18 protein-coding genes are annotated in these 21,710 nt (G+C 43.0%); 2 read left to right on the top strand and 16 right to left on the bottom strand.

Translation table 11 applies throughout. The features are described 5' to 3' along the window. Positions 1 to 21 precede the first annotated feature (21 nt). Complete coding sequence (locus AB1598_03700) at positions 22 to 1,257, top strand: AAA family ATPase (protein ID MEW6144106.1); 1,236 nt, start codon at positions 22 to 24, stop codon at positions 1,255 to 1,257. A 176-nt stretch (positions 1,258 to 1,433) separates the two neighbouring features. Continuing rightward, a complete protein-coding gene (locus AB1598_03705) occupies positions 1,434 to 2,597 on the top strand; it encodes a hypothetical protein (GenBank protein MEW6144107.1) in 1,164 nt (387 codons plus the stop codon). A gap of 190 nt (positions 2,598 to 2,787) precedes the next feature. Here the strand turns inward: AB1598_03705 and AB1598_03710 are convergent, their stop codons facing one another. The 16 genes from AB1598_03710 to AB1598_03785 form a co-directional block, all read right to left on the bottom strand. Further along, positions 2,788 to 3,111: a hypothetical protein gene (locus AB1598_03710; GenBank protein MEW6144108.1), complete on the bottom strand. Its 324-nt coding sequence runs from the start codon at positions 3,109 to 3,111 to the stop codon at positions 2,788 to 2,790. A 350-nt stretch (positions 3,112 to 3,461) separates the two neighbouring features. Beyond that, positions 3,462 to 3,698: an SHOCT domain-containing protein gene (locus AB1598_03715; GenBank protein ID MEW6144109.1), complete on the bottom strand. Its 237-nt coding sequence runs from the start codon at positions 3,696 to 3,698 to the stop codon at positions 3,462 to 3,464. A 71-nt stretch (positions 3,699 to 3,769) separates the two neighbouring features. After that, positions 3,770 to 4,525 (bottom strand): prolipoprotein diacylglyceryl transferase, encoded by a 756-nt coding sequence (locus AB1598_03720; GenBank protein ID MEW6144110.1) that lies wholly within the window; start codon positions 4,523 to 4,525, stop codon positions 3,770 to 3,772. Between the two features lie 69 nt (positions 4,526 to 4,594). Further along, a complete protein-coding gene (locus AB1598_03725; protein ID MEW6144111.1) occupies positions 4,595 to 5,056 on the bottom strand; it encodes a DNA-binding protein in 462 nt (153 codons plus the stop codon). A 164-nt stretch (positions 5,057 to 5,220) separates the two neighbouring features. Further along, positions 5,221 to 5,586: a hypothetical protein gene (locus AB1598_03730; GenBank protein MEW6144112.1), complete on the bottom strand. Its 366-nt coding sequence runs from the start codon at positions 5,584 to 5,586 to the stop codon at positions 5,221 to 5,223. Between the two features lie 769 nt (positions 5,587 to 6,355). After that, positions 6,356 to 8,254 carry a cation-translocating P-type ATPase gene (locus tag AB1598_03735; GenBank protein MEW6144113.1) on the bottom strand — a complete coding sequence of 633 codons (1,899 nt, stop codon included), beginning with the start codon at positions 8,252 to 8,254 and terminating at the stop codon, positions 6,356 to 6,358. Between the two features lie 85 nt (positions 8,255 to 8,339). Continuing rightward, the gene (locus AB1598_03740; GenBank protein MEW6144114.1) at positions 8,340 to 8,828 is read right to left on the bottom strand and encodes a hypothetical protein; all 489 of its coding nucleotides are present in this window, start codon (positions 8,826 to 8,828) and stop codon (positions 8,340 to 8,342) included. Positions 8,829 to 8,891: 63 nt separating this feature from the next. Further along, entirely contained in the window at positions 8,892 to 9,233 is a 342-nt protein-coding gene (locus AB1598_03745) for a P-II family nitrogen regulator (GenBank protein ID MEW6144115.1), read from the bottom strand. Between the two features lie 17 nt (positions 9,234 to 9,250). Next, entirely contained in the window at positions 9,251 to 12,403 is a 3,153-nt protein-coding gene (locus AB1598_03750) for an efflux RND transporter permease subunit (GenBank protein ID MEW6144116.1), read from the bottom strand. Position 12,404: 1 nt separating this feature from the next. Further along, a complete protein-coding gene (locus tag AB1598_03755; protein MEW6144117.1) occupies positions 12,405 to 13,595 on the bottom strand; it encodes an efflux RND transporter periplasmic adaptor subunit in 1,191 nt (396 codons plus the stop codon). Beyond that, complete coding sequence (locus AB1598_03760; protein ID MEW6144118.1) at positions 13,595 to 14,902, bottom strand: TolC family protein; 1,308 nt, start codon at positions 14,900 to 14,902, stop codon at positions 13,595 to 13,597. The genes AB1598_03755 and AB1598_03760 overlap by 1 nt, the downstream gene beginning before the upstream one ends. A gap of 114 nt (positions 14,903 to 15,016) precedes the next feature. Continuing rightward, positions 15,017 to 15,466, bottom strand: a complete 450-nt coding sequence (locus AB1598_03765; protein ID MEW6144119.1) for a hypothetical protein — start codon at positions 15,464 to 15,466, stop codon at positions 15,017 to 15,019. A 309-nt stretch (positions 15,467 to 15,775) separates the two neighbouring features. Further along, positions 15,776 to 15,985: a helix-turn-helix domain-containing protein gene (locus AB1598_03770; GenBank protein ID MEW6144120.1), complete on the bottom strand. Its 210-nt coding sequence runs from the start codon at positions 15,983 to 15,985 to the stop codon at positions 15,776 to 15,778. 422 nt (positions 15,986 to 16,407) lie between these two features. After that, entirely contained in the window at positions 16,408 to 17,826 is a 1,419-nt protein-coding gene (locus AB1598_03775; protein ID MEW6144121.1) for a metallophosphoesterase, read from the bottom strand. Positions 17,827 to 17,942: 116 nt separating this feature from the next. Further along, entirely contained in the window at positions 17,943 to 18,806 is an 864-nt protein-coding gene (locus tag AB1598_03780; protein MEW6144122.1) for a replication-relaxation family protein, read from the bottom strand. Positions 18,807 to 18,810: 4 nt separating this feature from the next. After that, positions 18,811 to 21,348, bottom strand: coding sequence for a type IV secretion system DNA-binding domain-containing protein (locus tag AB1598_03785; protein ID MEW6144123.1), 2,538 nt, complete (start codon positions 21,346 to 21,348; stop codon positions 18,811 to 18,813). Between the last annotated feature and the right edge of the window lie 362 nt (positions 21,349 to 21,710).

The raw sequence follows: 21,710 nt of genomic DNA on the forward strand, positions 1-21,710 counted from the left end.
ACACGCCGGGAGCCTCGAACTATGAATTCATTCGAAGAGATGAGTCAATCAGGCACTGTGGCTCGTGTACGAGCTATTGAAGATGAGGGTCGCAAACTCTACTTGGAGTTTCCCAACGGGAAAATAGCCACTGTGGATAGCCACTACTCTTTAGAATTCGACAAAGGTTCTGTAGTTCTTGTTTGGCCAGAAGAGAACCGCATTGAGACAGCACCAGACGAACTATGGTTAGAGGAATCTTGGGTCGGCGTAGTTCGTGTGAAGCTACCTGATACGACAATTGTAGATTCCGGTGTACACTGGAAAATGATCCCGACACGCAATGATATAAATTACCAAGAGGGGAATACTGTAGAAGCAAGAGATTCTATTGGCGTGATTCGCGTTCTTGCGGAACAGCCCATAAGGCACATCGACTTTCCAGCTATAGACGACAGCGTTATCGCCAAATTTAAATCGCAGAAAGGTGCTAGACAGGAAACATTCGACGACTTTGGAGGATATCAACACGTTATTGATCGCGCCCGAGAACTCATTGAAGTGCCGCTTAAGCATAAGGAGGCTTTATCGAAGATCGGGGCCCGTCCCATCAAAGGGGTTCTATTTACTGGTCCCCCGGGAACGGGTAAGACTATGTTGGCCAGGATCATTGCGAATAGCACAGACTCGGTATTCTATGAAATTAGCGGCCCCGAAGTGTTTAGTAAATGGTATGGTCAGAGTGAGGAGATACTTCGCTTGTTGTTCGAGGATGCAGCAAAACAAGAGAAAGCGATCATCTTCTTTGATGAGATTGACAGCCTAGCAACTCAGCGTGCTGATGAATCCCATGAGGTATCACGTCGTGTGGTTGCACAACTACTTACTCTCATGGACGGTTTTACTTCAAGTGATAATGTTATTGTCATCGCGGCTACAAACCGTCCCCAAGATATTGATGCCGCCCTACGTAGGCCAGGTCGATTTGATTGGGAGGTCAGTTTCTCCCTCCCTGACCGCCGTGACCGTGAGTCGATCCTTCGAGTATCGGCGAGGCGCTTATCAACCAATGGAACTCTTCCCCATGAATGGGTAGCGGAGAATACAGAATCGTGGTCAGCGGCAGAACTGGCAGCAATATGGAGCGAGGCTGCATTGCTAGCGGTGGCTGATGGACGGTCGGAAATTATAGCTGAGGACTATATGGGAGGTTTCGAGCAAGTGTCCGCTCAGAGGCGTCGAGCAGGATGGGTACCACCTGGGGGTAAGTCGAGTTGAGATTATTTGCCCGTTTTCGAAGATGGATTCGACGATGGCGACGTAAACAAGCATCAAAAAGTCAAAAGGCGACTCTCCGCGAATTTGTCTATCTTGACGAAGTAAGCGTATATAGTTTGATAGCATCACGACTAGGCCCGATCGCTACCGAGTTCACAGAGACTGAGACAGCTTCCTTGAAGGCCGATATAGCTAGTACCATTGGAGGTAGCGTGGAACAAGGTTCACAAGTGTTGCGAAAATCAATCGTACAGACCACTTTTAAAGAACTCTACGAACTAGAAATGGAGTCGTTAGTAATACGGCCCATCAACGAACAAGTAAAACTCCCTAATATACATAACCTAAATGACCTTATAGCTGGGATGGAAACGCTGACAACTGATGGTTGGGTTGTGGACCCTGAGAAGCTTACCCGGGGCCAGTTACTAGAAGCAGAAGTTCAACTAGAAGCGGAGGATATTTTCCGTGTGAGCGAAGTTGTCTCTGCTGTTCTAGAAATTGTAGAGGAGGACTCTAACCTGTTCGGACTTGATCCCTACGATAAACTTATTCAGGTGAAATCTATTAATCGTATTCTTACGAAATTGCTCGCTGGTCTTGTTCCGGTACGTGGTTATGTTACAGATTATGGGGTTGTGAATATTAATGGAAAGGAATTGATTGTACACCGTAGACTTTTGAATCAGTTGCAAATTGCTGAATTCCCCCTCGTTCGTCCATTGTATGTGGTTGGTGTTGCTGAGAAGTCTCTTTTCTGGAAAGATATTAGGCGAGTCTTGTTTACTCAAGCACGCTGTCGGGTTCTATGCAGGGTAGCACAAAATGGTCTCCATGACTCTTGGACACCGGTAAAACTAAGTCACGTCCTTAATTCTGTAATCCCAGGTCTTGGGAGCCAAATTAATATAGCGGGATCGGGTGTACTAGCTTCTATGGTCACAGCAAGCAAAACTAATCAAAGTATTGACAGAAAGCGAAAGCTCATGCACGACGCATTAGTTTGTTATGCTATATTGTTGGCTCAACACTATGGACATAGCATTACTGAACAGGATTTGCGGGAATCAAACCTACCTTCGGAAAAGCAGTGCAATTCCTTTGTTAGCCAAAAAGAACGACGTGAGGCGTTTGAAGGCATGGCTACATTCCTCCTTGAGCGTTTTAAGTTTGATAGAGAACCACTAATAATTGCACAGTACCGTCAAGTTGCGCTTTCGGATGCGGGCCTTGACTTCTCGGGTCAACCTCTGCCACTGGTGGCGTCCCATAAAGTCCCCCACACATTGACTTCTGAGGAGCGTTTTCTTGATTCAGAGTTTGTAGCCATATATTGGTAAGCACCAACGTCATTCAAGATCTATAATTTGTTTCGTATGATTCTTTGACTATTCTTTGATCGCATATATCTAAAATTTGATCTTCGTTAGAGTAAATAAATTCTCCCCGATACATAAGCTCAAAGATTTACATTCTGAGTTGACTGACTAGTTACTTCATATTAACGAATTTTATTGTTATTCGATTCTGTTATTTTGCATATTTGGATAAGTAGCTGACTATTTCCCCCTTCTCCTCTTCCGTTATTACCGGCTTACCCATCACCTGCATGTTGACCCTCATGCGCTCAACAACTCCCGGCCATTCTTCAGCGTTATGAAGTTCGGGGTCGGGTAATGCGTGACACTGGGAACATACACTCTTAAAAGCGATTGCACCCGATGATACAGGTGAGGGTAACAAGCCAGGAGCCACCGGTTTAAGAGAATTAGACTTTAAGTATGATACTATAATTTCTTGTTCTTCAACGGTTGGCGCTTTCATCCACATCATACCCATCCATTCCTCATTCATACCTGACATCATATTTAACCGAGCGAACATTCTCTGTGCTACTTCCGGCCATTCCCCCGATGTGTGCATAGCGGGACTGGGAAGGTTATGGCATTGTGTACAGTAACGTACTAACAGTTTAGCTCCTCTGCTTTCGGGGGCGGGCAGATCCTCCGGCTCGATTCCAGGCGGCAGGCGTCCACCCATCATATCCTGCATCATCTCCATATGGTTCTGATTCATCATTCCACAACATTGCTGTTGTGAATGCACGATCTGTGTTGTTATGAAAATGCCTGAGATTAAAACTGAAATGAAAGTAATAGAAATTATGAATAAGCGAATTCTGCCCATGACTATCCCCCTTCTAACTATGATAAATCTCGCTTCTTTTCTTCATATTCCACTTTGTTGATTTCTCCACGTGCATAGCGCTTTTTCAAGATATCTAGAGCCGATTCCTCAACCTTCCCACGCTCACCACTTCCTGCCGTGCGGGCAATCCATACCGCAAGCAGAACAATGCCAATGATCACGAGAATCCAGAAGACCATATTGAAAAGCATCCAGATACCCATTCCTCCATCCATAACCCAATTTCCTGTCATGAATATCTCCTATAAAATCATAGTGCTTGACTTAATACTAGGTCATAGCTCATCGCTTATTCGATTAGACCTTAATGAACACTATAAACAGCTTTTCTAATCTGGATTATCTTAATTAGACCGGCGGCTATTATTGCCAGCGACATAAATTGAGCAATGCTGAGTCCTGAAATAGGGCTCGGAGTTGTAACCCGGATAAACTCGATAAAAAATCTCTCAAGCCCGATGAGGATAAAACCAATCGAGCTCAACCAGCCAATGGGAGCAGGAACTTTACGTAGTTTCCAGAGTATTATAAAAACTCCTAGCATGATAAAGGATTCATATAATTGAGTGGGATGTACCTTGACAGTTGTTGGAAGAACGCCGTCAGGAAATGCCATAGCGAAGGGTAAATTAGATGGGACTCCATAGTCATCCCCCACTAAAAAACAGCCTATTCTTCCGATACCGTAGCCGATAGCAGTGGCTGGTATTATTGCATCGGCAATGAGCCAAAAACTCACTTTTTTCAACCATAAAAAAAGTAAAACCACTAAGAGGGCGCCCAAGAATCCGCCAAGAAAAGTAAAACCAGATGCTAGATATGATGTGGGTTGTTGTATGAATTCTATTAAAGATACATTCTCCATTAAAAAAAGGATTTTTGCTCCTACCAACCCGCCTATTAAACTGGCGAACAATAACGGCTCTAATAGATTCTTGTTTATACCCTTTCTTTTAAACTCGAGATCAGAAATCTTGTAAGCCGTTAAAAATGCGATTGCTACCATAACACCCCAGGACGATATGGTAAAATCGCCTATCTTGAGAAGTGTCGGATACATATAAGTGTTCTCCTTATATTGGCCCTTTTAGAATCTTATGCTGAAGTTGTATGGATCTTAGTCAAACCACTACCATCCACAACAGTCACTTCCGCTCCAGAGTGGATAACCATTTGCGCTCCAGAGTGTAAGGACCTTGTCCCCATTTCTTACTTGGGCCGCCATGATGGCAGGTTGTCCCCCAAAGGTAATTCTTGAGCCTTTGACTATGACTTTATCATTTGGCTCAATTTTAAAGTCTTGGTTTTCAATGTACCAGGCGGGCCCCAGATGGACGGATAATGTCTCCTTATCCGTTTTCATCATCATACGTATGCCGCTGCTCATCCCCGGCATTGGTGTAAATTTATCTACACTTACAACTTCACCGCTGATTGTCTCGATAGTTTGTGTGTTATACATACCACAGTATTGCCCACCCATACCCCAACCACCGCTCCCTTGCCACATCATTCCTTGTTGGGGAAAAGACTCAGTTGTCAGAAAGCTAAGGATAGAAACTACCGCCAATAAGGTTATGGTTTTCTTCATTTTTGTTCCCTCCTATTTTTATTAGCCCACCCAATTTTCAGCTAATTTGTCTATACGTAAATTGTTAGCTCTTCGTATAACATTTAACACTTTAAAACAATTTTTGTTGCTATCCCCAGGTACTGAAGATCTGAGATAGTTCTCACTCCAGGAGAGTTCTCCTTTTACTGAGGCTGTTGGCTCTGCATCTCCTGAGCCATCTTTTCGTGCTCCTCCGCCATAGCTTTATATTGCTCAGCGGATTGTTTAAATTCCTTTGACAGATTCTCGCAGTGGTTGGTCATGCCGGTCATCTTTGTTCCCTCGTAAGCCTCAGCCATTGACTCGTGCAGACTTGCCTGCTTTTCCATGATGGCCCTCTGTTCTTCGTAATATTCTGCGATCTTAATGTGGTCCTCCGGGGTTTTTGCAGTTTTAATCAACTCGGTAATATCCACTTCCTCAGTGGCGCTCGTCGAAACTTGTCTATTGAGAGAAAGAACGAGCAGGCTTATCATGAGAGCCGCTAAGATTAGCATTGACTTTTTCATTAGTATCGCCTCCTATTTTAATTCTGGCTTATACATTTTTCAGCGATTTTTCTATATGCAGACAATTCGCTTTTTTGAAGCACAAATATGCCAAAGGTAGTTTTCTACGGATCGGGATAATATTAACCTGACCGACCCTAAAGGTAGGATAGGCAGAGGTTTAACAGGTAAGTATTGTGGTTTGTAAAGATTCGAGAGAAGAGTTTATTTTCGGCAGTTCTTTAATGAATGCTGTTCTATTCAATGTATAATGATACAGGGATACCGGTAATATGTATGCAGCGAATGTGTGCCTACCGATCTCTAAATCCATTTTGTTCTGAGAAAGGACATCATCTTGAGTAGCTATCACGGAAGCATGGATATCGAGGCACGAGTCGCACTCACCCGTCATGGAACAACTTTCGGTAAGCATGTGAACCGTGCTTTTATTAAGTTTATGTACCGCAACCAGCTCGCAACAAAGACCCTTGAAATAATTCTCCACAGAGGCTTTCCCGTCCTTATCTAGACAGAAGGCGACACCCGGTATTGATTGCATTACCAGAAGGATAACGATAGCCAAACTCAGTGCACACATATTACGTGAATTCATGATTACCTGGACCGCGCTTTCATCGAATACTTTATAAATCTGCATTTAAAATTCTAAATTAAGCTTTGTTGAATAGCAAATATTTTTATCTCTGTGTAGGAGCGGCATAGAGCCGTGAGCGTTCAGCAACGCCGCGGCATCAATAGCTAATTTTCATTTGGCTAACCCGTGAATTTACTCCCTGATACTTGCAACACGCAGTCCATTTGCTACAGCTATAAGCTCAGAGATCTCATGAAAAAATACTGCAATAGCAACTGTCATTATACCTATAAGTGCTGAAGGTATAAGGACAATTAGTATCAACAAAGAAAACACAATATTTTGAAGACCTATCTTTTTTGCTCTCTTTCCGAGATGTATTGCATAAGAAACTTTTGTTATGTCATCAGCCATTAACGCCACGTCAGCGGCTTCGATAGCAGCATCAGTACCTGCGGTCCCCATGGCTATTCCAACGGTTGCGTGCGCCAAAGCCGGAGCATCATTTATCCCGTCACCAATCATAGCCACAGCGCCATATTTTTCTTCCATATCTTCTATAGCTTTAATCTTGTCTTCGGGCTTGAGGTTTGCCATGAGTTCATCAATACCGAGTTCTTTTGCGATTGCCTCGGCGGTGTTTTGATTATCTCCGGTGAGCATTATTATTTTAATTCCCATATTATGCAGATCTCTGATAATCTGTTTTGCTTGAGGTCTTATTTCGTCTCTTAGAGCTATAATCCCAGAAATTTTGCCTAAAGCTCCTATCAGTATAATGGTTTTTCCCTCCTCCGTCAGTTTCTTAACATCATTCCTTTCGTTATCAAGGTTGAAGCCGAGCTCCTCAAAAAGAGCTGGCTTCCCTATGTAATAGACTTCGTTATTAAGACTGGCTTTCACTCCTGCACCGGTGAGTGATTCAAAATTTGTGACCTCTAATGATTTTAATTTCCGTTTTTCAGCTTCCCCTACAATTGCTTGAGCTAACGGATGTTCAGACAGTCTTTCTATGCTATATGCCATTTTTAATACGTGGTCCTGATCCCCGTTAAGTGCTAGTACATCCGTTACAACGGGCTTCCCTTTTGTTAATGTTCCCGTTTTATCAAATGCAACAGCTTTGATTTTACCGAGGGCTTCCAAATACATACCGCCCTTTATAAGCACACCCTGCCTTCCGGCTGTCCCAATCCCTGCGGCAATTGCAACAGGAGTGGACATAACGAGTGCACATGGAGCTGCTGCAACTAAAAGCACGACCGCGCGAATCGCCCATTTGTAAACATCCCATCCCAAAAAAAAAGGCACTACAATTAATAACAACGAAGTCAATAGAACCAAGGGGCTATATTTATTTCCGAATTTCTCAATAAAAAGCTGCGCTTTTCCTTTCTTTTCTTGAGCCTCCTCAACAAGATGGATCATCTTTGAGAGAGTATTATCTTCAAAAGAAGCAGTTACCTTAATTTGTAGTGCCCCTTCTTGATTAATTGTACCGGCAAATACTTTCATTCCTTCTCTCTTTTCAACAGGAATTGACTCTCCCGTCACGGGTGCTTCATTTATACTTGATCGTCCTTTTTCGATGAGACCGTCTGTTGGAATAGACTCACCAGGACGAACAAGAAAGACATCGTCTATCTTTAAGTCTTCTGCCCTTATTGTAGATACATCTCCATTTTTGAGAATTCTGGCCTCTTTTGGTGCAAGATCAAGAAGTTTTCTAATGGAACTTCTCGCCTTCGCAAAGGTATACTCTTCAATTCCTTCAGCTGATCCGTAGAGAAATACGAGGAAAGCAGCTTCATCCCACATTCCTAATATAGCTGATCCCACAACGGCTCCCATCATAAGAATCTCGATCCCAATTTCCCTTTCTTCCAATAATTCATCAATCCCTTCTCTTGCCCAGTGGTAGCCGCCTAAGATAATAGCAATAATGTAGATTGAGATTTCAAAAGATGGAGGGATCATCCTATCAATATGAGAAATAAGAAATGCAATTCCGGTTATCAGACCTGCAATCAAGGCGTTACGCAAGGGAGGATGTTCATACCAATTACCTTCAAACATTTCTTTCTTATTCACAAAATTTACTCCCGTATCAGTCTCATTTTGACTTGTTTGTTCATTTCTAAGGTAATTTTATCTCAATAGCTGTCTTCTTATGAATTTAATTCTTCTCTTTTTGACCCAGCATAGATAAAATCGTCTTAAAATTTTCTAGACCGATAGCGCTTCTTATCTCCGCCAATGCGTCTATCGATATATTAGCCATATCAAGAGCCGTTTCTTCCAGTATTTTCGTTTCTTTCTTAGCTTGAGCGGGATCGAAAGTTGGGTCTTGCATCAGGTTATTGACCTTCATGCGAGCGATGTCATAATCCGCTTCTTTCTTTCTCAATGGGTAGACATATTTATCTGGAATCATTGATAGTGATTTTTTTTGCTTTTCCGTAAGTTGAAGAGTGTTAGCATTGATAAGTAGAGCGTCGACAATCTTGCTCATCTTAGGTGCCATTCCACCAGTTAATTCAGATTGCTTTTCTTTTGAGCTAGTACTATTTTGAAATGCTTCGTCCTGCTGTGGCCTTGCAGGATAGGCATACGAATAAGAAATCATTGACACAACGATCACAAAACACACAATTAATCTACTCATAATTAATACCTCCGTTTGATATATTTCCTTCTTACCTCTTAATTATTATTGAGTGGTGTAATGCTAAATAGCCCTTTCTCCCCTTTCTCCCGTCCTTATCTTTACCACTTCGTCAACCGTATACACGAATATCTTTCCGTCACCAGCACGCCCGGTACGCGCATGTGTGGAAATTATGTTTACTACTTCATCTGCAATGGCATCCGGTACTACGATTTCCAATTTGATTCTTTTGACATAACCTATCAAGTCCTCAACAATTATATTTTGTGCCCCTTCTGCCCGCGCCTTACCAAAACCCTTTATCTCCGAGACTGTTACACCCGGTAAATCCTCCCTCTCTTTCAACGCGTTGATGACTTTCGAGAGCATGAATGGCTGTATAATTGCTTTGATCTCTTTCATAGCCAAACCTCCTTGAATTAAATTTCTACTTCAGCTTTTTCTATTTCCATCCAGCTGTATATTACTGGAAGCACTAACAGTGTAAGCAATGTCGATGTAATGAGACCCCCGATCACAACCGTCGCAAGCGGTTTTTGTATCTCTGAACCTGGACCTGTAGCCAGGAGCATAGGAACCAGCCCGAGACTCGCAACCAGGGCCGTCATAAGAACGGGTCTGAGTCTCAGCTCTGCTCCTCGGATAACAGCTTCTTCCAAAGCTGTCCCTTCATGTCTTAACTGGTTAAAGTAGGAAACCATAACAATACCGTTTAGTACCGCTACTCCGAAAAGTGCTATGAACCCGACGGAGGCAGATACGCTCAGATAGAGGCCGGAGATAAAAAGCGCGAGTATCCCGCCTATAACGGCGAACGGGATGTTCATGATGATCAGGAGGGCGTTCTTTAAGGAATTAAATGTGCTGAAGAGCAGGATGAATATGAGTAGAATCACCAGCGGCACAACGATGTAGAGCCTCGCCATAGCCCTTTGCTGGTTCTCGAATTGTCCTCCCCAGTCGATAAAATACCCTGGTGACAGTTCCACCTGGGAAGCTATCTTCTTTTGAGCTTCAGCAACAAATCCCCCTACGTCCCTTCCTTCGACGTTACATTCAATAACGATTCTTCGCTGTCCGTTCTCTCTGCTTACCTGCGAAGGTCCCTCCTCCAGATAGACTCTGGCAAGCTGCTCAAGAGGAATCCGGGCGCCGTCCGGAGCGCTTACAAGGATATTTTTTATGGTATTTACGTCTTTTCTCGCATCTCCCGGAAACCTAACGAGGACTCCGAATCTCTTTTGTCCCTCGAACACCTCGGTTGCAACTTTACCGCCTATTGCGGTCTCAACTATCTCTTGGATGTCTGAAACGTTGATGCCGTACCTTGCTATTTCGGACCTGTCTATCTCTACCTGCAAGTATTGAAGACCGGATACACGCTCAACATTTAAATCTTCGACTCCTTTTATTTTTGATACCACCCTCCTGACCTCCTCGGCTTTGTTTTTCAGCACTTCTATATCCTCGCCGAAGATCTTTATTGCGATCTGCGATTTTACGCCTGAAATGAGTTCGTCTACCCTAAGGGCTATAGGCTGTGAGAAGCTGAAAGCTACGCCCGGAATTAAAGAGAGCTTCTCTCTCATTTTCTCAACCAGCTCTTCGTTGGTCTCTGCGGTTTTCCAGTTTCTTTGGGGTGTTAGGTTTACGATAATGTCGCTTATGTCCACACCCATCGGGTCTGAAGCAATTTCAGCCCGTCCGGTCTTGGAAACCACAGCTTCGACTTCCGGAAATTTCATGAGGGTGCTTTCAATCTGCCCGGAAATCTCAAGGGACTCCGTAAGTGAAATACTCGGCAGGCGGAACGCTTGGATGGCAATTGACCCCTCATTTAGCTGCGGTAAAAACTCCGTTCCTATAAAGGGAAAGAGAGCGAGGCTTAGAACAAGCGCCGATACCGCTCCTCCTACTACGAGCTTTCTACGTCGTAGGGCTTTTTTTAGAATCGGGATGTAAAAGTTTTTAAGAGAAACGATAATCCTGTTCGATAATGATTCTAATAAGCTGCTCGCTTTTTTAAAGGATTCTGAGACTCTCGATATGCGGAAAGAGGCATTATCGGATCGGGAGCTTTTTTCTCCGAATAAGAACGTGCATAATATCGGTATCACGGTTAGAGAAAAGATGAGCGACCCCAGAAGCGCGAAACTTACCGTAAAGGCCATGGGAGAGAACATCTTTCCCTCAATTCCTTGAAGCGTGAAGAGCGGCAGAAAAACCACAATGATTATTAGAACTCCAAAGACTATGGGTCTGCCCACCTCTTTAGCAGCGTCGAGCACCGTGCGGAGTATGTCTCTCCTCGATTCCGGGTTTTCTTCCAGGTGTCGGTATATATTTTCAACCATCACTATTGCACCGTCCACGAGCATTCCGATGCCTATTGCGAGCCCCCCGAGTGACATGAGATTTGCGGAGAGATTAAACGATCTCATCATGATGAACGTAAAAAGGGCGGAGAGGGGCAAGACGGCTCCGACAATGATCGCAGAACGGAAATTTCCTAAAAAGATAAGGAGAACCAGGAATATGAAAACAGCCCCTTCTTCAAGCGCTTTAATAACGGTATGTATGGCTCTTTGCACTAAATCCGTCCTGTCGTAGAAAGGCTCGATGGTAACACCAGTCGGAAGTGTTTTTTGAATCTCCCGTACTTTTTCTTTTACGTTGGTCACTACTTCCCTGCCGCTCGCTCCTTTGAGCATCAGCACAATTCCCGTTACAACCTCTCCTTTGCCGTCTTTGGAGACGGCGCCCTGTCTTATTTCAGGGCCTATAGTTACATCGGCTACATCTCTTACGTATATAGGGGTCCCATCGTGTGAGGTAATGATGATATTTCCCAAATCATCTAGGCTCTTAACCAGGCCCAGTCCGCGAACTATGTATTGCTCGGAGTTATGCTCAATGAAGTTTCCTCCTGCGTTTGCGTTATTGCTTTCCACAGCTTCAAAAACTTCACGGAGCGTAAGGTTATGGCTAATGAGTTTTTCGGGATCAATGAAAACCTGGTACTGCTTTACGAATCCGCCGAAGCTGTTGACATCGGTTGCTCCGGGAACTGTGCGTAGAATCGGCCTTATAATCCAATCCTGTATCGTTCTGAGTTCCATAGGGCTCAAGCCGTCGCCTTCAACCACGTACTGATAAATCTCTCCAAGGCCGGTAGAGATGGGCCCCATCTCGGCGTCGACCCCCGGAGGAAGGTTCTCTTTAGCCTGCTGGAGCCTCTCAAACACGAGCTGACGTGCGAAATAGGTATCCATATCATCTTCAAAGACCACGGTAACCAAGGAAAGCCCGAACTTTGACAGAGACCTTACCTCCGTTACTTTAGGAAGTCCGGTCATAGTCACTTCAATCGGAAAGCTCACCAGTTTTTCAACCTCCGTAGGGGCCATCCCCTCGGCTCGGCTTATTATCTGTACCTGAATATTTGTAACGTCGGGGAAGGCATCGATAGGGAGTTTCCTTGCCGAGTAAACCCCGAGACCGATGAGAAGAATCGTAAAAACTATGACGAGGAACCTCTGCTGGAGGGCGAACGTTATAATTCTGTCTATCATGTTATTCTTCCACCAATTCACTCTTCTGGGCTTCGGATTTGAGCAGAAAACTTCCTTTTGTAACTATCTTCTCACCCGTCGTAACACCATCGATTACTTGATAAAAGCCGTCGATTTGTCTTCCCAGAGAAACCTCTCTTTTCTCAAACCTACCATTTCCCTTGTCAAGAAACACGATTATTTTATTCCCATCCGTTTGAACCGCTTCTCCGGGAATCGCGAGGACATCCGAAACAACTTCCGTAGTTATGAAAATCGTGGCGAACATTTCAGGCTTGAGTTTTCCTAAAGAATTATCTACCTCTGCTCTCGCCTTTACGGTGCGCGTTGAAGGGTCAACCTGGTCTCCTACATAAGTGAGATTTCCTTTAAATACATCATCGGGATACGGGGAAACTTTTATTTCTACGGGGAGCCCGATCTTAACCCGGGAGATATCTTTTTCAGGTACGTCAGCGATAACCCAAAGTGTTGACAGGTCTGCGATTGTAAATAGCTTTGTTGCCGGTTCGATAACTTCACCGAGGGTTGCATGCCTTTCAACAACTGTACCGGAAAAGGGAGCCCTGACTGCAACTTGAGAATTGATTATGTGCTCACCCCCAATTTGTTTTACCTCGGCTTCACTTAATCCTAAAAGATGAAGCGTGTCCTCCGCGGCTTTGAATTCCGCTCTCACGGTCATGTATTCCGCTTCGCGTTTTTGGTACTCGCCGAGGGATATAGCCTTACCTTCTAGGAGTTTTTTTGCTCTTGCGTATGATTTCTCTTGCGCCTGGAGATTTGCCTTTGCTTTTAGATACTCTGATTGGGTCGTTCCTAATTCTGTGCTGTCTATTACGGTTAGGCTGTCGCCCTCGTTCACTTTGTCTCCTAAATTGGCTCTGACCTCGATGATTCTTCCAGGGACGCGGGAGCCGACATGGGCAAGCTTGTTTTCATTGAACTGAACTTCCCCCGGCAATTGCAGGATGCTCTTAAGGGACTTTAAAGAGACCTCTTCAATCTCAAGATTCGCTTCTTCCATTGATTTGAGTTGAATTAGATTTGTGGGCGTCTCTTCGTTTGCTTCATTTCCGTTGCCGGTTTCACCATCTTTGTTGCACGAGGCTAAGTAAATCAAAAAAAACGAAAACAGAACACTCAAGAGTGCATATTTAGTTCTTGATTTTAGAAATGTTGTTACAGTCATTACAGATTACCCCCTGCAATCTTTTCTAATGTGATTTCCGTTACATAAAACTCGTAGAGGACCTGATAGTATTCCCTGAGTGTATCGCGGTATGTTCTAAGAGCGTCGAGAACATCCAAGAGTTCTGTTTCGCCTTGTTCGTAGCTGAACTCGGCTATCTCGAGCGAGCGTTTTGCCTGGCTTAATAACTCTTCCGAGAATATTTTTGACTGCTCAAAAGCGATTTTATAATTCTTGTATTCATCGTCTATAAGGTTTCCGGTTTCAATCTCGAGAAGTCTCAGGTCTGAAGCCGCCTTTCGTTCCTCGGCCTTTGCGCTTTGTATCCCTCCCTGATTCTGGTACCAGAACGGAATACTTATCCCGATGCCCCCTCCCAGGTCGGTCTTGTCGATTTCTTTATCGTAAAAACCCTGAAGGAAAATATCAGGGACTATCATATGTTTTTGCTCCAGTATTGAAAACCCCGCGCGCTTGACTTCAGCTTCTTGGGCCTTTAGTTGAGGATTAAAAGTGGAAACTTTCTCAGCTATCTCATCAATGCTGTATATTGTAGAAGGAGGCAAAAGCTCTCCCTCAACATCAAAATTCTTTTCCAGGGACCCTCCGAGAAATCTGATTAAAATTGCCTTTACAGCACCTAGGTTCGACTCTGCACGAATTAGCTCTCTCTCGAATTTTAAGGTCTCAACTTTAGCTTTAATTAAATCTAACTCTCTGGATTCGCCAAACTCGACTTTGCGCTCAATAATGGAAAGTAGAGACTTACTCGTATCCAGATTCTGTTTTGAGATTTCAACATCTTTTTTAGCAAGGAGAATCGAATAGAAAAGCTCTTTAGTGGTAAAAATAAGCTCAGTCTGAACTGCATCTTTTTCAAATTCGGTGACCTTTATTTCCTCCTCGGCGACTTTTCCTCTGTAGCGACGTTTGAGAGGCCATTCCACGGGCTGTGTTACTGCAATGCCGTACTCCGCGTCCGTATTATTGTTCTCTCGAGACCTGCCTCTATCTAAAAAGAATTCAACCTCCGGGTTTGGATAAGCCCTTGAGGCTCTAAGATCCCCCTTTGCGATATCGATACTGGAGATAGCCGAGGATAAAGACGGATTCTTATCAATCGCCATCTCCGTTAATTCGTCGATGCTGTATTTTCTCTGAGCTTTGTTCTCCTGAGCTATGGCATGAGAACCCCAAAGAATTATTATGATTGTAATATGATATAGGATTAACGTGATGGTCTTGACGTTCTTGCTTGATCTCAATAAATCTTCACGCACAATCATCCCAAATGCTTCTGCCAACATGTGATTTCTCCTCGACAAATTGAAGAACTAAGACCCGGATATGCCGGCTTATCGGGCGCACAATTGTCGGACCCGCTTGCCGAGCTGGGGAAAAGGTAAAAAACTTGTGAGGATTTAACAGATAAGAATTGTGGTTTGGAGTGAATCCAGACTTGGATTAGTTTTGGGAGATTCTTGAATTAGAGTTTTTTTCATTGAAGTTTCTTCAAACATAGGTAGCGACAATACATATACCACAAAAGCATATATGCCTATATGTGATTCTAACTCATTTGAAGAAACAACCTTTTTTCCTGAACTATTTTCGGAAATGCGGATATCAGTACAATCGCCACAGTGAGTGGATTCTGAGTAGCCTATGGTTTTTAAATCAGATTGTTGAGTATTCATAGAAATTGAAATAGATCCGCAGCAATAGCCCACATTTTTATTCTCTAAGGCTATATGCCCATCAGCACCAAAACATAATACGATCCCTGGAAGGGTTATTTGGAATAATAAAAGTAATGGGATTAGGATATTATAATAATGACGCAAGTGTACGTAGTCTCGTTTGCGGTTCATGAAATTCAAAAGTTTACCCTACTATCGAAACTGATGTTTCCGTTGTTGATTACCATCAGTATAATTTGAACATTATATCATTACCTGTTTCTTGAGCTTATTATTTTTCATTACATTTTCTCGAGTATGCTCGTTTACAAAATACATACTAGCCCGCAAATGTCAATTCCGTACTGAACACTAATGGGCGGGGCATTATTACCATATCTTGAAAAATTACGGATGGTTATTTGCTATTCCTTGATAATAAAAGGGGCTACCAAGTAGCCCCGTGTTTGTTGGGATTATAAATCTTCGGGAAAATGCTTCTTAAATATTATCTAATTTGCCATAAGGCACATTCAACAACTTGGCCTTATTCTTATTCATCCATTCTTCAATCTCACTAAGCTTGAATCGAATCAGCCTGCCGACCCTGTAGTGAGGTATATTCAGGGTGGCTACAATGTGATATGCGGTTTGTTTCTTCACTTTTAAAAATTGCGCAAGGTCAACAACATCAACAAACGGCTCTTGCATGAAATCCCATATCACCTCCCCGCAAATTTATTGCGAATTACTTTTTTAATTAGTCACCTCCTACGTATGAATTTAATAACCTATAGAAATATTACGTAATTATTCGAAAAGTTCAATTCATAGTATTTAAAACTCTACTTGACTCGAATTCTAAGTACGTGCTAATATTATAATAACAAATAAAGGATGGTGATAATATATGTGTGGTCCCAGTGGGCCTATAGAACCTGTGTGATAGCAAATAACCAGTGTTCTGATAACAAATATTTTGGAAGTTTTGCACCATAAAGGTCGAATTTAGCTTTGATTGATTCTTTCAATTATAAGGGAATCTAGCTTTTCAATCTTAGAACAATTTTCCCCATTAAACTTATGGTTAAGTTTACATACAAAAAAGGACCAAGGGGTCCTATAGAACCTGTTTAAATTGATACTTTGTAATCAATAATTGTGTTTTTCTTAACTTCGTTGAAGCTAAAGGAAGCGATGTTTCCATTTATATTAAGAGACTCTGGTTTTGGATGAAACACCTTAATATCCTTTAGCTTTCCAAATTTTTCATTGAGATTGATTTTAATTGTAAGACGACCAATATCTCTACGCGGATCTCTGTAACCGCATTTAGAAACTCCGTCTTTTACTAAATCATTCCACCCCCCAGGCCATTTCCAATGAAATTTTATCAATTCGGGCATTTCTTTAATACCTTCACCTTTTACCAACCTCGCCACAAATCTTCTTGTAAAATCTGACTGATGAATTTTAGTTGTTTCTAACTCCTCATTTTTTCTTTTAACACTGAGTCCCAATTCAGAATCATCATTAATAGTTGGACATCTATCTGTTACTCCTATATATACATGTAGCTCATTTATTTCACAGTTAAGGTTGCTTGCTATTTTTTCTTCTCCATCACAAAGCAAATCCCCATTAGCAGCAACTGTGTATTTCAGTTCAAGATCATATACTTTATAAGGGTTGATGCCTCTCTTCCTTACAAACTCTTTTGTTCTCTTAAATTTATTCACATCATAGAAATAATTCTTTTTGTCAACTATGTAAAAGTCTTTATAAAGACTTATAACATAATAACTTGACTTGGTACCCATTCTCCATGCATTACTATCGTTTTCCTTCCTCATGCTCGTACCTGCAGACAAAATAACTAGCTCCTCTCCTTCACCACCAACATTGTAACTAAGCAATTGTTCAATTGGATCATGTTTATGCCCATGTAGAACAAGGTCAAAGCCCTCATCTACTAAGAAGGCCAAAAATTTGCCTGATTCTTTCAGATAAAGAATTCCCTCAGATTTGTCGTCTTTTGTAGGCAGCGGATGATGATGTAAAAGAAAAATCTTATAGCTACTATTAAACCTAGATTCTCCTTTATCCTGTTTTACCATATTGATTATATTCTCAACTGATTCCCAATCGCTTTTCCTTATTTTCCCCTTTGTCGTGAAAAAGTTCCAAATATCAGAAGTGTCAATGCCTGCTATGAATAGATCCATATGATTAATCGTTATAAACCTACCGAATGTACCGGCTTCACCAAAGCTACTTTTAAACTTTCTTTTCAATAAAGGTATTCTCGTTAAATCATGATTACCCGGAACGCAAAACACATTATTCCCAGTTATACTCACTAGCTTATTATAAAAATCTTGTGCGCTCTTATAAAAACTAGAATAAGGGAAGTCAAGAATATCTCCAGTAATTACTATAATATCAGGGCTTTCCTCATGTAGGTCTTCTAAAATGCTTGCTTTTTTATCCTCATCTTCTCTGCCAAAGTGTAGATCAGATAAATGGACAAGTTTTATAACTTCTTGCTTCATTTTAACATCCCCCCCTTTGAAAATATTTATCGACTCTATCAACTGCTTAAAAAGATTTCTTGCTTGACACGCTAGTCTCGAAGGACTTTAGATTAAAAGCATAATCAATGTAAGCATTAGATTGCCATTAGCTCTTCTGGTGCATCACCCCTTATCCATACTTCTCCTAAGATCTTTTCGGGACTAATCAAATTGGAAGTAGTAAACCAATACATTATCCCTAACCCTAGTTCGCCTGTAACTTTGATGAGAGACTTCAGCCTCGTATTATTTGTAGTTACAATGAGTACTCTGAAATTTTTGCCACTAAACCTATCCCTAAAAAGCCCCCGTTCAAGGTACATCTTATAACCCTTCATCTTCCGTTTAAATACTTTAGATGCTGTCTCCGTATACCTGTCAACCTCAAGGAAAAAGTGTGCGGTTCCCTTTGGAGTTTGTAACACAAAATAAGCATCAGGAATGAGAATGATGTTTTTTCCTCTTTCCCGGACCTTTTCTCCATATGAGATGTTTCCTTTTTTATATTTGAGCTCCTCCTTGTTCCTCCATTCCATGAGCGAATAGCCTTCGTTATTCTTGCAGGCCTCCTCTATCGTTAACCTGAATCGTGTTACTTCGAGCTCATGTTCGAGGAACTCCCCACGTACCCGGTTTTTGCTCTTTGACCATCCAAGCTCTTGCCTGGACATATTGAGCTTTTTGGAGAGCACCCGTGCTCCTTCGGTCCAGAGCGAGTAGAGAAGCTCGCTTTTCCCTTCGGTCACGGGCCTCTGAATTCTATCCAGGAACCCGTGATCGTATAGCTTCCGTAAGCGCCTGTCCGCAAAGCTCTTTGAAGAAAAAAACATCTTTGCAAGCTGTGTCGAGGTTAAAAAGCGATAGGTGTATAGTGATCGTAATATCTCTAAGTCCCTTGGACTCAGCTCAAGCCTTTCCTCCGGCACTCTTTCAGTCCACGCTCTTCTCCTTTCCTTCATACCCCTATTCCTTCTCGTAAAAATCATCTATGTCTTTGGGCACATGCCATTCTTGTTGCCGTTGATCTTTGAGCTCTCTTTCTATATCCTCGCGTTTTGTAGCGTATGTATTCCGTGACATCTGACGTATGATTTCTTTTCTTGCCTTGGCAATGTCATCCGAGGGCATCTCGGGGGGAGGAAATGTAGAGAGGTTAAAATCGTATTCTGCCCTATCAATCCTGGCTACCGCCTCCCCTATGCTTAAATTCTGAAGGTCTTTCGCATCAAATGATGAAAATCCTTCAGACAGTTTTCGTGCATCAGAGTCCCCGAGTCTGAAGCACACTCGTGTAAATGGGTTTGAGATAACAGAGGATGCCACCTCCCTGTCTTTTCCCCAGATTTGCATGAGCTCCTGATGGGCTAATATTAGACCAAGTCTGTATTTCCGTGCGCCTGAAAGGATGGATTCCATGGATTTAGTGATGAAATTTTGAAACTCATCGATATAGAGGTAGAAATTTCTTCGCTCTGCTTCTTCCACCTCCTGCCGTGTCATTACGGTATGCTGGAGCTTTGAGACAAGGAGCGCCCCAAGGGTGTATGCGTTCTCTTCCCCGATACCCCCGTGAGAAAGCCTGCAGAGGAGTATCTTCCCTTCATCCATGATCGATCTGAAATCAAGCCTGTTCGCTTTCTGAGATACGATATTGCGTATGATCTTGGGTCTCAGGAACGTATCGAGCCTTGTAAGAACTGAGCCTTCCGGCCTCCCCGCAAGAAGGGGAAATTCTCTTCTCCAATAGAACACTATCTCTTCATCCTGTACCGTATCAAGATACTCCTCCCTGAAATCCTCATCCACCAGAAACCTCCTCAGGTCTCGCAATGTTCCTCCTTTAGGACTCTCAATCAACGCGAGTATTGCATTTGAAAGGACAGAGTTCATCTGATCGCCCCAGCTCGACGAAAACCTTCGCAATATAGAAGTGAGGTCTGAAGCCAAGAGGGTCTTTTCATGTTCCGTATGGGCATGGAGTATGTTAAAGCCGATAGGGTAATCCTCGTCAGACGGGTCAAACAGTATCACGTCTTTGAACCTGTCTTCCGGTATTCGCGGAAGAATCTGCTGATCGATAAGGTCTCCGTGCGGGTCAAGAACTGCCACACCCTCACCATTCTGAATATCTTGAACTATCATATTGAGAATGAGATTGGTTTTCCCCGTTCCTGACGCACCTATCACATACATATGTTTACTTCTGTGATCGGGATGCAAGGTAACGGTCTTTTTCTCTCCCCGATGAAGATTCTCCCCAAGAACGAGCTTGTGTCCGAGGGCAATATCAGGACATGCTTTGGTTCGGGTTGTTACCTCTTCAAGCTTTTCTGAGTGGACGGCGCTCGATGGAAGATGAACAAGTGATACAAGCTCTTCAGCGTTGAGGAGCATGCCGAACCTACGGCTCGCGCGGTTTCTAACACAATCAATAAGCTCACCGGGATCGTAGAGCAAATACCCGGGGAATCTCTCAAACCTCTGAAATGTGGTTGAGAACTGGTTTAAGAATCCTTCAAGCCTTTGGGCTATATGGTCATTAGACGCGATCACATTCAAACAGATTGCAAACAAGGGGGATTTGGTCTTCTGCTTTGCCATCTCGAGAATATTAGGCTCAGCTATTGAGGGCTGCGACGGGTTAAATTCGTGCCGAGCAGCCGTAAGAATATTAAGCGCCCAGTTATGCCTTACAGGAACCAAAATGATCTGAAGGGCTCCGAATTCATCTTCACCAAGTTCTTCAAATGCCCCCATGACCACGCCAAGCGGGTCTATGTTAAAGTTCTGGAGCACCTTTAAAGAGCAGAAATGGGTATTTGAAAGAATGTATTCCCTTATCATGCATCCATTTTTGTCTTCTTTTGGGGGAGAAGCGAATCCAGGGAAGATGTCAGATAATAGATCGGTTGATTCTACGAAGTTCGTATGCGGGAAGTGAGTGAGGAGCTGACCAATGAGATGCTTGAAGTGCGGGGACCTGCAATAGAACTGCATCAAGATATTCTCATGAGATCCTACAATCTCAAAGCTTGTTGGATGAAAGTCTTCCCGCAATGAAAGAAGGAATTGCATAGATATCCCCTGGCTTATTTCTTCATCTTTCGAGCGAAAAATCCGTATGAATTTCTCCTCCCCCTCAGGGATGTAATACTCAGGAACAAAAGGATTGACATACTCTCTATTTCGATTGAGCCATCTATAAAGCGGGCTTGGCTCAAAGGGCTTTGAAATTCCCATGAGGTAGAGATCGGCTGGGGTGAGCTCTCCATACGTATATTTTGAAAACGGAGGCTCCAATGACACGAAATCGTTGAAGATAATGCTGCCGCCCATTCCACGGGTCATCTCTGCTTCAAGTTTTAATTCTTTTGCCTGTGAGACGGTCTTTATCTCAACCGTTTTTGGCGGGGTGTAGAGCTCATCACCAATTCTAAGAGGGAGGTATTCTTGCTTTACAAGTTTTCTCCCTGGTATGTCTATATCGTTCTCAGATGTCAATTGCTACCTCGCACTTAGGGCATGGGATGTACCAGAAAGACCCTTTGCAATTCTTGCACGTATCAAACGCATGCCGGGGCGATACATATCCGCAGGTGCATTTCCATTTGCCATAAAGGTCAAGCATGGTCCCGCAGTGAGAACATTTGGCAACGGCTATCAGTGACCTGTGAAGGGAGCGGATGATCCAGCGAGAGGCTATCAGGTTGATAAGAATAAGAAAGCCAAAGAATACCCATGCGCCATCGTTCCCAATTACCGAGGCAATGATGATCAAGAGCAAGGTCGAGCCGAGAATATAGCCAAAGGCAATAACTCTTTTTTTACCCCGGATACCCACTAATTCCTCCCATGCATGACAA

The organism is Thermodesulfobacteriota bacterium (assembly GCA_040754335.1).
Classification (GTDB): domain Bacteria; phylum Desulfobacterota_D; class UBA1144; order Nemesobacterales; family UBA2774; genus 2-12-FULL-53-21.

Coding starts and splice junctions, on each gene's coding strand:
- AB1598_03770 (MEW6144120.1), bottom strand. CDS start 15,985: ATGCAAGAGCCGTTTGTTGATGTTGTTGACCTTGCGCAATTTTTAAAA.
- AB1598_03760 (MEW6144118.1), bottom strand. CDS start 14,902: ATGTTGGCAGAAGCATTTGGGATGATTGTGCGTGAAGATTTATTGAGA.
- AB1598_03755 (MEW6144117.1), bottom strand. CDS start 13,595: ATGACTGTAACAACATTTCTAAAATCAAGAACTAAATATGCACTCTTG.
- AB1598_03740 (MEW6144114.1), bottom strand. CDS start 8,828: ATGAGTAGATTAATTGTGTGTTTTGTGATCGTTGTGTCAATGATTTCT.
- AB1598_03700 (MEW6144106.1), top strand. CDS start 22: ATGAATTCATTCGAAGAGATGAGTCAATCAGGCACTGTGGCTCGTGTA.
- AB1598_03780 (MEW6144122.1), bottom strand. CDS start 18,806: ATGAAGGAAAGGAGAAGAGCGTGGACTGAAAGAGTGCCGGAGGAAAGG.
- AB1598_03730 (MEW6144112.1), bottom strand. CDS start 5,586: ATGAAAAAGTCAATGCTAATCTTAGCGGCTCTCATGATAAGCCTGCTC.
- AB1598_03725 (MEW6144111.1), bottom strand. CDS start 5,056: ATGAAGAAAACCATAACCTTATTGGCGGTAGTTTCTATCCTTAGCTTT.
- AB1598_03715 (MEW6144109.1), bottom strand. CDS start 3,698: ATGACAGGAAATTGGGTTATGGATGGAGGAATGGGTATCTGGATGCTT.
- AB1598_03775 (MEW6144121.1), bottom strand. CDS start 17,826: ATGAAGCAAGAAGTTATAAAACTTGTCCATTTATCTGATCTACACTTT.
- AB1598_03745 (MEW6144115.1), bottom strand. CDS start 9,233: ATGAAAGAGATCAAAGCAATTATACAGCCATTCATGCTCTCGAAAGTC.
- AB1598_03710 (MEW6144108.1), bottom strand. CDS start 3,111: ATGAATGAGGAATGGATGGGTATGATGTGGATGAAAGCGCCAACCGTT.
- AB1598_03720 (MEW6144110.1), bottom strand. CDS start 4,525: ATGTATCCGACACTTCTCAAGATAGGCGATTTTACCATATCGTCCTGG.
- AB1598_03750 (MEW6144116.1), bottom strand. CDS start 12,403: ATGATAGACAGAATTATAACGTTCGCCCTCCAGCAGAGGTTCCTCGTC.
- AB1598_03765 (MEW6144119.1), bottom strand. CDS start 15,466: ATGAACCGCAAACGAGACTACGTACACTTGCGTCATTATTATAATATC.